This window comes from Mesorhizobium sp. CA14 (genome assembly GCF_020165195.1).
In the GTDB taxonomy this organism is placed as follows: Bacteria; Pseudomonadota; Alphaproteobacteria; order Rhizobiales; family Rhizobiaceae; genus Mesorhizobium.
Genome location: NZ_JAIUHR010000019.1, coordinates 46631 through 58179, shown reverse-complemented (window position 1 = coordinate 58179; position 11549 = coordinate 46631). Strand labels below are relative to the sequence as shown.

Annotated in this window: 11 protein-coding genes; all 11 read right to left on the bottom strand. The window is 64.9% G+C overall.

Features of this window, described 5'->3' with window-relative positions:
* Nucleotides 1–8: 8 nt before the first annotated feature.
* A complete protein-coding gene (locus LB565_RS19500; protein ID WP_224586783.1) occupies nucleotides 9–1298 on the bottom strand; it encodes a cysteine desulfurase-like protein in 1290 nt (429 codons plus the stop codon).
* 37 nt (nucleotides 1299–1335) lie between these two features.
* Nucleotides 1336–2010, bottom strand: coding sequence for an amino acid ABC transporter permease (locus LB565_RS19495; RefSeq protein ID WP_224586781.1), 675 nt, complete (start codon nucleotides 2008–2010; stop codon nucleotides 1336–1338).
* Between the two features lie 105 nt (nucleotides 2011–2115).
* Nucleotides 2116–2901, bottom strand: a complete 786-nt coding sequence (locus tag LB565_RS19490) for a substrate-binding periplasmic protein (protein ID WP_224586779.1) — start codon at nucleotides 2899–2901, stop codon at nucleotides 2116–2118.
* Between the two features lie 103 nt (nucleotides 2902–3004).
* Nucleotides 3005–4144 (bottom strand): aminotransferase class V-fold PLP-dependent enzyme, encoded by a 1140-nt coding sequence (locus LB565_RS19485; RefSeq protein ID WP_224586777.1) that lies wholly within the window; start codon nucleotides 4142–4144, stop codon nucleotides 3005–3007.
* Nucleotides 4145–4305: 161 nt separating this feature from the next.
* A complete protein-coding gene (locus tag LB565_RS19480) occupies nucleotides 4306–5034 on the bottom strand; it encodes a GntR family transcriptional regulator (protein ID WP_224586775.1) in 729 nt (242 codons plus the stop codon).
* A gap of 289 nt (nucleotides 5035–5323) precedes the next feature.
* On the bottom strand, nucleotides 5324–5719 hold the full coding sequence (locus LB565_RS19475; RefSeq protein ID WP_224586774.1) for a RidA family protein: 396 nt from the start codon (nucleotides 5717–5719) through the stop codon (nucleotides 5324–5326).
* A 40-nt stretch (nucleotides 5720–5759) separates the two neighbouring features.
* Nucleotides 5760–6908, bottom strand: coding sequence for an acyl-CoA dehydrogenase family protein (locus tag LB565_RS19470; RefSeq protein WP_224586773.1), 1149 nt, complete (start codon nucleotides 6906–6908; stop codon nucleotides 5760–5762).
* A gap of 231 nt (nucleotides 6909–7139) precedes the next feature.
* Entirely contained in the window at nucleotides 7140–7952 is an 813-nt protein-coding gene (locus LB565_RS19465) for an enoyl-CoA hydratase family protein (RefSeq protein WP_224586772.1), read from the bottom strand.
* Entirely contained in the window at nucleotides 7949–8413 is a 465-nt protein-coding gene (locus LB565_RS19460; RefSeq protein ID WP_040986048.1) for a MarR family winged helix-turn-helix transcriptional regulator, read from the bottom strand. Before LB565_RS19460 ends, LB565_RS19465 begins: the two co-directional genes overlap by 4 nt.
* Nucleotides 8407–9180 carry an SDR family NAD(P)-dependent oxidoreductase gene (locus LB565_RS19455; protein WP_224586771.1) on the bottom strand — a complete coding sequence of 258 codons (774 nt, stop codon included), beginning with the start codon at nucleotides 9178–9180 and terminating at the stop codon, nucleotides 8407–8409. The genes LB565_RS19460 and LB565_RS19455 overlap by 7 nt, the downstream gene beginning before the upstream one ends.
* Nucleotides 9177–11471, bottom strand: a complete 2295-nt coding sequence (locus LB565_RS19450) for a bifunctional salicylyl-CoA 5-hydroxylase/oxidoreductase (protein ID WP_224586770.1) — start codon at nucleotides 11469–11471, stop codon at nucleotides 9177–9179. Before LB565_RS19450 ends, LB565_RS19455 begins: the two co-directional genes overlap by 4 nt.
* Nucleotides 11472–11549 lie beyond the last annotated feature (78 nt).

Sequence of the window (11549 nt, the reverse complement as noted above, 5' to 3'; positions counted from 1 at the left end):
CGCTCCGCCTACGACAGCTTGGCGACAATCGCCCGCAGCGCTTCCCCAAACCGGCGCACTTCCTCGACCGTGTTGTAATGCACCAGCGAGGCGCGAATGGCGCCGCTGTCCATCGACAGGTTTAGCCGCTTCATCAGCCGCGGCGCATACATGTGGCCGTCGCGGATACCGATCTGCATGGCGGCCATCTCCTCGACGATCCGCTGCGGCGGCAGCTTGCCGATGTTGAAGCAGAAGGTCGGCACGCGCTCGTGGATGTGCGCCTCGTCTGCGACGCCGTAGATGGTGGCATTGCAATCCTTCAGCACCTTCAGCATCTCGCGCGCCAGCATCACCTCGTAGTCGCGGATGGCGTTCATGCCGGCGACGATGTTGTCGCGGCGCGAGCGGTTGTTTTCGGGCAGGAAATTGCGGCCGACCGATTCCAGGTAGCGCACCGCCGCGTCCATGCCGGAGACATTCTCATAGATGAAGGTGCCGGCCTCGACCTTGTAGGGCGGCTCGTCGGGAATGAAGTCCTCGCGGAAGGTCGGCAGCCGCTTCAGCGTTTCGAAGCGGCCCCACAGGAAGCCCATATGTGGTGAGAAATTCTTGTAGCCGGAGCAGACGAGATAGTCGCAGCCCCAGGCCTGCACGTCGATCAGCCCGTGCGGCCCGTAATGCACGCTGTCGAGGAACACTTCCGCGCCGGCCGCATGCGCGATCCTGGCGACCGAAGCGACATCGACGATCGAGCCGATGGAATGCGCGGTCACCGTGCAGGCGACGAGCCGGGTGCGCTCCGACATCAGCGGCTGGAGGTCGTCGACATGCAGATTGCCGTCCTCGCGCATGCGCCACCATTTGAACTTGGCGCCGGCGGATTCCAGCGCCAGCCATGTGGCGATGTTGGCGTCGTGATCCATATCGGTGACGACGATCTCGTTGCGTTCCCCATCTTTCGAAAGCATCTGGCCGATGCCGAGGCTGACAAGGCGGATGAACGAGGTGGCGTTCATGCCGAAGCAGATTTCGGACGGACTATAGGCATTGATCAGCAGCGCGACGCTTGTCCGTGCGTCGGCGACCGACTGGTCGACCGTGACGCTGCGGCCGTAGCGGCCGCCGCGCTGCACATTGTGTCCCACCAGATGGTTGGTCACAGCGTCGAGCACGCTTTGCGGAATCTGCGCGCCGGCGGCGTTGTCCATGAAGATGAAGTCGCCGGCTTGGCCAAGCGCCGGAAACATGGCGCGGATTTTCTCGACCGGGAACGAGGCGGCGCCCTCCTGCGCGTTCGAAACATGGTGCTGGTTCACGAGGCGTCTCCTTCGGGTCATCGATTTCAAGTCGGGATCAGTGCGCAGACCGGGCCTTGCCGCGCTCTTCGAGGTAGCCGACCAGCCGCACCAGCGGCCACAGGAAGGCGAGATAGATGATCGCGGCGCCGATCAGTGGCGTCGGGTTGGCCATCAGCGCCTGCGCGTCGGTGGCCTGCTTCAAAAGGTCCGGCATCGCCACGACGGAGGCGAGCGCGGTGTCCTTGAACACCGAAACGCAGTTGCTGGTCAGCGGCGGGATGACGACGCGGATCGCCTGCGGCAACACCACCTTGCGCATGGCGACCCAGAAGGGCAGGCCGAGCGCCGCCGCCGCCTCGAACTGCCCTTTCGGGATGTTCTGGATGCCGGCGCGGCAGACTTCCGCCGTGAAGGCCGCGAGCACCAGCGACAGCGCGAGCGCCGCCGACACGAAGGACGACAGGCGGATGCCGACGAAGGGCAGGGCGTAATAGATCAGGATCAGCACCACCAGGATCGGCAGCGCGCGGAACATGTCGATATAGAGCGTCGCCAGCCGTCTCAACGGCTTCGGCGCGTAGAGCCGCACCAGGCAGATCGCGAGGCCTGCAACGGTGCCGAAGAAGATGGCCGCCAAGCCGAGCAGGATGGTGTTGCCCAGTCCGCGGATCAGGATCGGAAAGGATCGGACCAGGATGCCCCAGTTGAAGAAGGTGTCGATCAGTTCCATCGGCTCACCATCAAGGCAATGCCAAGCCCACCGCCTTCGCGGGCCTGAAGGGTGGAAGCGGGGGCGCCGGCTTGCCCGGCGCCCCCGCGGCGATAGTTCGCTGGCTTATTGTGGGATGGGACCGGGCGTCACGGTGCTGGTGCCGGCTTCCGGATCGACGCCGAACCACTTCTTGTGGATAGCGGCCATGGTGCCGTCCTTCTTCATCGCAGTGATCGTGTCATTCACCTTCTCGAGCAGCGGATGGCCCTTCTTGGTCATCATCGCGAAGCGTTCGCCGGTCGGGATGCGCACTAGGATCTTCAGCGCCGGCATCTGCTTGATGGCGAACAGGAAGCCGGCGAGCTCGCCGGCGCCGCCGTCGATGCGGCCGTTCTGCACGTCGAGCAAAAGGTCCTGCTGGGCGTTGTAGCTCTTGGTCTCGGCGACGCCGAGCTTGGCGGCGTTTTCCTTCATATAGGCTTCGCCAGTCGAACCGGCGATGACGCCGATGGTCTTGCCCTTGAGGTCGTCGAGCGACTTGATGGCGGAATCCGCCTTGCCGACGATCGTGCCGTCGCTGTCGTAATAGGGCTGCGTAAAGCCCTGGTTCTGCAGCCGCTCCTTGGTCACCGAGATCGAGGACACGGCGAAGTCGATGCGGCCCGAAGCGGTCGCCGCGAACAGCGCCTGGAAGCCGAGGTCCTGGAACTCGACATCGGCGCCGATGCGCTTGGCGACGTCGTTGGCAACGTCGATCTCAAACCCCTCGAAGCCGCCGGAATCGGTCTTGTATTCCCATGGCGGGTTGGCCGGATAGGCGCCCACCATGATCTTGTCGGCAAAGGCGGGCGCCGCGAAGGCCACGCCTGCGGCGATCACCACCCCAATCAGTCCTAGACGTTTCAACATTGTGCTTCCCTCTGGTTCGGCCACGTCGAAAGTGACTCATTTCCTCTTCCGCTTCTTCCGGCGCCCAACTCCCAGGGCGTCGCAGGCGAGGCGGTGCCTGAAATCAGGATGCGCGGCGATGCCGCGAACCGATATGCTCCTCGAGCCTCGCAATCAGTGCATCGACCGCCGCTTCCGTGGTCACCATCCCGGGCGAGAGCCTGAGCGTCGTGCCGCGGGCGTCGCAATAGAGCCGCTCGTTGCGCAGGGCTGCGATGATCCTCGCCGGTTCCACGCCTTGCGGCAGGCCGAGCATGACGCTGCCGCCGCGCTCACCAGCATCGAGCGGCGAACGCAGCGTCCAGCCATTGTCGAGCGCCGCGCCGATGATGCGCTCGACGAGCGCGGTGTTCTGCGCGCGGACGGCGTCGATGCCGGTCTTCTCCACCCATTCCAGTCCGGGCAGCGAGGCGATGCTGGCGAGGATCGCCGGCGTGCCATGGTCGAAGCGGCGCGCATCGTCTGCATAAGCGAAGGCATCGAGATCCCAGGAGAATGGGTTCGGCTGACTGAACCAGCCGCGCAGCTCCGGCCGGCAGGTCGCAAGCAATTCCGGCGCGACCTGCAACATGCCGGCGCCGGAGGAACCGCACAGCCATTTCAGCGAAGTCGAGACGACGAAATCGACCGGCGTGGCGGCAACCGAAAACGGCGCCACGCCAATGCCTTGCGTGACATCGACCCCGACGATGCTGCCCATGGCGCGGCCATGCGCGGCGAGCCGCCCGACATCGCAGCGATGCGAGGCCGTCGAGGTGACGAAGGTGATGAGCGCGAGCCCGACATCGTCCTGCCAGCGGTCAATGAAATCCTCGTCGCGCACCCAGCTCTCGCCCGGCCGCAGCGGTACGGTATCGAGCGCGAAGCCGAAGCGCTCGGCAAGGCCCGCAAGCAGGAAATGCAGGCTTGGGAAGCAATCGCCGGCAACCAGCAGACGCTTTCCCCCGAGGCGCTCGGCCGGCAGGCCGCCGATCAGGCTATAGAGCGCGGCCGTAACATTCTCGGCGGTGGTCAACGTGCCCTTCGGCGCCTCGATCAGCCGCGTCCAGGCATCGATGAAGCGCTGGCGTGCGGCCAGCGCGGCCGGCCATTGGCCGTCATCCTCTGCCGACCAGACCCCGGAAAATTCCGCCAGAGCGGCGGCCATTTGCTCGGCCTTGCCGGAGAAAGTGCCGATCGAATGATAGAGAAAATAGCCGGACATTTGCTGTCTCTCGCTCCCTTGTGATCATGTGATCACAAAACCGGGCAGGGATCAATCGGCAGCAGGGAAGAAACGCGGGGCGGTGACCAGGAAATGCGCAGTAATCTTTGGTCCACGAGACGCCGCCAAATCGCTGCGAAGATGGCCGACGCGCCTCCGGTTCAGGGCGCCTTGCCGAAGGCGGCGAAATCCACAGCGCGGGGCTCGGGCACGTCAGGACAGATCGCGCGCAAGGTCGCCTGGGTTGCCGTGATGTCGGCCACCACCTCGTCGCGCGCACGGACGAAATCTTTGTCCTTGAGCGCGGCGATGATCGCGGCATGCCTGCCTGAAGGTTCCATGGTGCCGGCGCGCATCAGCGGCGCGACGTGATTGGACAGGAGCCGCATATAAGGGCCGAAGCGCAGCCACAACGTCTCGATCAGCTGGAACAGCACGTCGGAGCCGGAGGCGCGGTAGATGGTGAAGTGAAACTGCTGGTTCTTGGCAATCAACTCATAGATGCTGCCGTCGCGGCCGATCGCCTGCTGGTCATCGGTGACCTTTTGCAGCGAGGCGATGTCGGCCGTGGTCAGGCGCGGCCCGCCAAGCTCGGCGGCCAGCCCTTCGACGGCAAGCCGCGCCCGGCAGAGGTCGTCGAGCCGCGCCCGCGTCACCACCGGCACGCAGGCCGAGCCGTTCTGCGATATCTCCAGCGCGTTCTCCGCCGCGAGCCGGCGCAAGGCTTCGCGCACCGGCATGTTCGAGGTGCCGAAAGCCTCGGCCAGCGAAGCGATGGTCAGCACCTGCCCGGGATCGAAGCTGCCGACCATCAAGGCATGGCGAAGCTGCTGGTAGACGCCATCCTGGACGGTGATGCGTCCCGATACGGGTTCGAAGCCCAGAGCCACGCTTTTGCTTTCCTTGGGTGCCGGCAAAGTCTATGTGCGAATACATACCGCTATAGCGGATATGATCATCTGATCACAGATTGTGGCGGTAGCCAAGCGGCTGGGAAATGCCTCTCGTAATACAATCGCTGAGCCAAATTAGCATTTGCTTGGGCGTTGGCGCTGCCCCTCATTGCCCTGCCGGGCATTTCTCCCCGTATAGAGACGGGGAGAAAGACGCGGGCCGCCACCGCGGCGTTTACCCTGCGCCGCTGGCGATTGGCGAAATCGGCGACGACCCGGCCGCCCCTCACTCCGGAATAACCGCCATCGCCTGTATTTCCACTTTGGCTCGATCCTCGACCAGCGCCACCACCTGCATGGCGGCCATCGCCGGAAAATGCCGGCCGATGACGGCCCGGTAGGCGTCGCCAATCCCCTTCAGATTGGCAAGATATTCGGCCTTGTCGGTGAAATACCAGGTCATCGAGGTGATGTGCTGCGGTTCGCCGCCTGCTTCGGCCAGCACCGCGACGACATTGGCAAGCGTCTGGCGCACCTGGCCGACGAAGTCGTCGGTCTCGAACTTGCATTCGGCGTTCCAGCCGACTTGGCCGCCGATGAACACCAGTCGCCCATGCGCCGCGACGCCATTGGCGTAGCCGATCGGTTTGGCCCAGCCTTCCGGCTGCAAAATGGTGTGCATGTCTAGCTCCCCCCGGGTTCAAATGCGATCCGCAAGAGCCTCACGCCGCTCCCATGACCTGCCTGGCGATCACCACCTTCTGCACGTCCGAGGCGCCCTCATAAATGCGCAGCGCCCGGACCTCGCGATAGAGGCTCTCGACGATGTGGCCCTTGCGCACGCCGTCGCCGCCATGCAGCTGCACGGCCTTGTCGATCACCTCCTGCGCCTTGTCGGTGGCGAAGAGCTTCGCCATCGCCGCCTCGCGTGTGACCCGCGCCGCGCCCATGTCCTTGGTCCAGGCGGCGCGGTAGATGAGGAGCGCCGCGGCGTCGACATCCAGCGCCATGTCGGCGAGGTGACCCTGCACCATCTGCAGCTCCGCCATCGGCGCGCCGAACAGCTTCCGCTCGGCCGCGCGTTTGACGCTCTCGTCCAGCGCCCGCCGCGCGAAACCGAGGGCCGCGGCGCCCACCGTCGAGCGGAAGATATCGAGCACCGACATGGCGATGCGGAAACCATCGCCGGGCTTGCCGATCAGGCCGGAAGCCGGAACGCGCACATTGTCGAAGGACAGCCGCGCCAGCGGATGCGGGGCGATCACCTCGAGCCGCTCGGCGATGCCAAGGCCCTTGGCGTCGCCCGGTACAATAAAGGCGGAAATCCCCTTGGCGCCCGGCCCCTCGCCGGTGCGGGCGAAGGCGACATAGAGATCGGCGATGCCGCCATTGGAAATCCAGGTCTTTTCGCCGGAAAGCACATAATTGCCGCCGTCGCGGAGAGCGGTCATCTCCATATTGGCGACGTCCGATCCCGAGCGCGGCTCCGACAGCGCGAAGGCCGAGATCGCCTGGCCAGCCCGCGTCTTCTCCAGCCATCGCTGCTGGTCCGGCGTGCCGAACAGCGTGATCGCGCCGGTCCCCAGCCCCTGCATGGCGAAGGCGAAGTCGGCCAGCCCGTCATGGCGCGCCAGCGTCTCGCGCGTGATACAGAGCGTGCGCACATCGAGCGGCGCTGGGTTGGCCGGGTCGAGCGCCGTCGGCTTCAGCCAGCCGTCCCGGCCAAACATCGCCACGAGGTCGCGACAGGCGGCGTCGACGTCATGGTGGTCGACGGGGAGGTTTTTCGCGCACCAGGCGTCGAGATTTTCGGCGAGCGCGCGGTGGCGGTCTTCGAAAAAGGGCCACGAGAGGAAGGTGCGGTCAGGCATGCTTGCCTCCGCTATTCTCAAAGGTTTCCGCTCTACGGCGCCCCCCTCTGGCCTGCCGGCCATCTCCCCCTCTAGGGGGGAGATCGGCTGTCATCGCCGCTTTCGCCAATCGCCAACGTTGCAAGGTGGGAGCCGGCGCCAAAGCTGCCAATCTCCCCCCTAGAGGGGGAGATGGCCGGAAGGCCAGAGGGGGGCGCTGTCCCGCCAGCGTCTCCAACACCACATCCATCCCTAATCCCCCTCGAACACCGGCGTTTCCTTGGCCACGAACGCCTTGTATGCCCGTTCGAAATCGCCGGTCTGCATGCAGATCGCCTGCGCCTGCGCTTCCGCCTCGATCGCCTGGTCGAGGCCCATCGACCATTCCTGGTTGAGCTGCGTCTTGGTGATGCCGTGCGCGAAGGTCGGGCCGGAAACGATGCGCGCCGCCATGTCGAGCGCGTCCGCCTCGAGCGCCGCCGGCTCGACCAGGCGATTGTAGAACCCCCAGCGCTCGCCTTCGGCAGCACTCATGGTGCGGCCCGTGTAGAGCAGCTCGGCCGCGCGGCCCTGGCCGATGATGCGCGGCAGGATCGCGCAAGCGCCCATGTCGCAGCCGGCAAGCCCGACGCGGGTGAACAGGAAGGCGGTCTTTGCCTCCGGCGTGGCGATGCGGATATCGGAGGCCATGGCGATGATCGCGCCGGCGCCGACCGCCACGCCGTCGACGGCGGAAATGATCGGCTTGCCGCAATTCAGCATCGCCTTGACGAAGTCGCCGGTCATGCGCGTAAAGGCAAGCAGTTGCTTCATGTCCATCTTGACCAGCGGCCCGATAATGTCGTGGACATCGCCGCCCGAGCAGAAATTGCCGCCATTGGGCAGGAACATCACGGCGTCGACATCCTCGGCATAGACGAGCTCGCGAAACGTGTCGCGCAGCTCGGCATAGCTGTCGAAGGTGAGCGGGTTCTTGCGCTCCGGCCGGTCGAGCCGGATTTTCGCGATCTTGCCTTCGACCTCCCAGAGGAAGTGTTTTGGCTTGAGCTTGGCCATGGCGTTCATTCGCGTCCCTCCCAATTGCTGCGGAACGATTTCAGCATGCCGGTCAGCCGACGCGCCTCGTCCTCGCTGACGGTGCCGAGAAGCTCGCCGACCCAATTCTCATGCGCGGCGGCGATCGCGGCGAAGGATTTCGAGCCTTCTTCGGTCAGACGCACCATCGAGGTGCGGCGGTCGCCATTGCGGCGCGCGCGTGTCACCAATCCTTCCGAAACCAGCCGGTCAACGATGCCCGTCACATTGCCGTTCGAGACAAGCAGGAAACGGGACAGGTCGCTCATCAGCATGCCTTCGGGCGAGCGGTAAAGCGCTGCCATCACGTCGAAGCGCGGCAGCGTGGTGTCGAACTCCTTCTTCAGCCGCTCGCGCAACTCGGCCTCGATGGTGCGCGAGGCGCGCAGCAGGCGGATCCACAGCCGCAGCCTCTCCTTGCCCGGCCCGGTGGAGGTCGGCCCCGCTACCATGTCTCGCCCCCTGAGACCGAGATCGCCTGCCCGGTGATCGATTGCGCGGCGTCGCTGCACAGCCACAGCACCGCCGACGCGACTTCCTCCGGCTGGATGAAACGCCCCTGCGGATTCGTCGCAGCAAGACCTGCACGAGCTTCCTCCGCCGAGCGGCCGGTCTTCTCGACGATGCGCTGGACCGACTCCTCCAGCATGTCGGTTTCAACGAATCCGGGGCAGACTGCATTCACCGTCACGCCCGACTTGGCGGTCTCGGCGGCCAAGGCCCGCATCAGTCCGACGACGCCATGCTTGGCGGCGACGTAAGGCGCGACATAGGCGTAGCCCTTCAGGCCGGCGGTCGAAGCGACGAAGACGATGCGACCTGTCTTCCGCGCCAGCATTCCGGCCAGCGCCGGCTTCACAGTCAGAAAGACTCCCGTAAGATTGACGTCGAGCGTGCGCTGCCAGTCGGTCAGTGACGTCTTGTGCGCCGGCGCGCTGACTGCCATGCCGGCATTGGCAATAACGATGTCGAACGGTCCGCGCGCGGCTTCCGCCTTATCGTGGAGAGCCGTCATCTCGGCTTCATTCGTAACATCCGCAGCGACAGGGAAGATCCGGTCGCTTTCCTTCGCCACCTCTGCGAGTGCTGCTTCGCGTCGCCCGCAGATGGTGACGTTGACGCCGGCTTCCGCCAGCGCCAGCGCGATCCCACGGCCGACGCCTGTACCGCCGCCGGTGACGAGGGCATGCCTGCCGGCAATTTCGCGCGCGGCGCTCATACCTTCAGCCCCGCCGCTGCTTCGCGCTCGGCCAGCCGGTAGATCTGGTCGCGTCCGCGCAGATAGGGATCCGGCCATTTGACGCCGCGGTCGCCGAGCGTCACCCCCGCATGCAGCGTCCAGTAGGGATCGGTGAGATGCGGCCTGGCCAGTGCCACCAGATCGGCGCGGCCGGCCATCAGGATCGAGTTGGCATGGTCCGGCTCATAGATGTTGCCGACCGCCATCGTCGCCATACCGACCTCGTTGCGGATGCGGTCGGAAAACGGCGTCTGGAACATGCGGCCATAGACCGGCTTGGCGGCGATGGTGGTCTGCCCGGCTGATACGTCGCAGAGATCGATGCCGGCCTGATGCAGCAGCCTGGCGATTTCGACCGCGGCGGCCGGCGTCACCCCTTCGATGCCGACCCAGTCATTGGCCGATATGCGCATCGAGATCGGCTTCTCGGCCGGCCACACCGCGCGCACCGCATGGAAGATCTCCAGCGGATAGCGCATGCGGTTTTCCAGCGAGCCGCCATAGTCGTCGGTGCGGCGGTTGGTCAACGGCGTGATGAAGGCCGACAGCAGGTAGCCATGCGCGGCATGGATCTCCAGCATGTCGAAGCCGCAGCGCTCGGCCATCTCCGCCGAGGCGACGAACTGGTCGCGGACCATGTCCATGTCGGCGCGGTCCATTGCCTTCGGCACCTGGTTTTGCGGCGACCATGGCACGGCCGACGGCGCCATCACAGGCCAGTTGCCGGAAGGCAGCGGCTCGTCTGTTCCCTCCCAGCCGAGGCGGGTCGAACCCTTGGCGCCGGAATGGCCGATCTGGGCGCAGATCTTTGCCTCGGTCTCGGCATGGACAAAATCGACCAGCCGCTTCCAGGCAATCTCGTGTTCGGGCTTGTAGAAACCGGGGCATCCGGGCGTGATGCGCCCTTCCGGGCTGACGCAGGTCATCTCGATATAGACCAGCCCCGCGCCGCCCTTGGCGCGCTCGGCATAGTGGGCGAAATGCCAGTCGGTCGGGCAGCCGTCAACCGCCTTGTACTGCGCCATCGGCGAGACGACGATGCGGTTGGTGAGTGCCATGTCGCGCAGCTTGAAGGGCGCGAACATCGGCGCGCGGCGTAAGCTGTTGCCGCCGGCGCCGGCCTTGCGCTGGAACCATTCCTCGGCGCCCGCCAGCCATTCGGCGTCGCGCAGGCGAAGGTTCTCGTGGCTGATGCGCTGCGAGCGGGTCAGCAGCGAATAGTTGAACTGAATTGGATCCAACCCGAGATATCGTTCGACTTCCTCGAACCATTCGAGCGAATTGCGCGCCGCCGATTGCAGCTTCAGCACCTCGGTGCGCCGCGCATCCTCATATTTGCGGAAGGCCGCTTCGAGGTCGGGCTCTGACTCGACATAATCGGCAAGCGCCACCGCGCTCTCCAGCGCCAGCTTGGTGCCGGAGCCGATCGAGAAATGCGCTGAAGCCGCCGCATCGCCCATCAGCGCCAGGTTCTTGTACGACCAGCGCTCGCACAGCACGCGCGGGAAGTTGATCCAGGCCGAACCTCTGATGTGGTTGGCGTTGGTCATCAGCGGATGGCCGCCCAGATGCTTTGCAAAAATGCGCTCGCAGACCGCGATCGATTCCTGTTGCGTCATCTGGCCGAAGCCGAACGCAGCCCAGGTCCGCTCGCTGCATTCGACGATGAAGGTCGCGGTCTCGCTGTCGAACTGGTAGGCATGCGCCCACACCCAGCCATGCTCCGTCTTCTCGAAGATAAAGGTGAAGGCATCGTCGAATTTCTGCGTGGTGCCCAGCCACACGAACTTGCATTTGCGGGTGTCGATATCGGGCTTGAAGACATCGGCGAAGGCGGCCCGGGATTTCGAGTTCAGCCCATCCGCCGCGACCACCAGGTCATGCGTTTCCATGAACGGTTTGGGATCGGATATCTCGGTCTCGAACATCATCTTGATGCCGAGCTCGCGCGCTCGGCGCTGCAGCAGGACCAAGAGCCGCTTGCGGCCGATGCCGCAGAAGCCGTGGCCGGAGGAGACCGTGCGCACCCCGTCATGGATAACGGCGATGTCGTCCCAATAGGCGAAATGCTTCTTGATCCAGACGGCGCTGACCGGATCGTTCCTGGTCAGGTTCTCCAGCGTCTCCGCCGACAAGACCACGCCCCAGCCGAACGTGTCGTCCGGTCGGTTGCGCTCATAGACCGTCACCTCATGCGCGGCATCGCGCAGCTTGAGCGAAATGGCAAAATAGAGTCCGGCTGGTCCGCCGCCGAGAACCGCAACCTTCATGTCTTGCGAATCTCCTCTAGAGCAATTCCAGGAAAAGTGCGTAGCGGTTTCCGTCCGGAATTGCGTGAAACGCTCTAA

Coding starts and splice junctions, on each gene's coding strand:
- LB565_RS19495 (WP_224586781.1), bottom strand. CDS start 2,010: ATGGAACTGATCGACACCTTCTTCAACTGGGGCATCCTGGTCCGATCC.
- LB565_RS19490 (WP_224586779.1), bottom strand. CDS start 2,901: ATGTTGAAACGTCTAGGACTGATTGGGGTGGTGATCGCCGCAGGCGTG.
- LB565_RS19485 (WP_224586777.1), bottom strand. CDS start 4,144: ATGTCCGGCTATTTTCTCTATCATTCGATCGGCACTTTCTCCGGCAAG.
- LB565_RS19475 (WP_224586774.1), bottom strand. CDS start 5,719: ATGCACACCATTTTGCAGCCGGAAGGCTGGGCCAAACCGATCGGCTAC.
- LB565_RS19470 (WP_224586773.1), bottom strand. CDS start 6,908: ATGCCTGACCGCACCTTCCTCTCGTGGCCCTTTTTCGAAGACCGCCAC.
- LB565_RS19465 (WP_224586772.1), bottom strand. CDS start 7,952: ATGAACGCCATGGCCAAGCTCAAGCCAAAACACTTCCTCTGGGAGGTC.
- LB565_RS19460 (WP_040986048.1), bottom strand. CDS start 8,413: ATGGTAGCGGGGCCGACCTCCACCGGGCCGGGCAAGGAGAGGCTGCGG.
- LB565_RS19455 (WP_224586771.1), bottom strand. CDS start 9,180: ATGAGCGCCGCGCGCGAAATTGCCGGCAGGCATGCCCTCGTCACCGGC.
- LB565_RS19450 (WP_224586770.1), bottom strand. CDS start 11,471: ATGAAGGTTGCGGTTCTCGGCGGCGGACCAGCCGGACTCTATTTTGCC.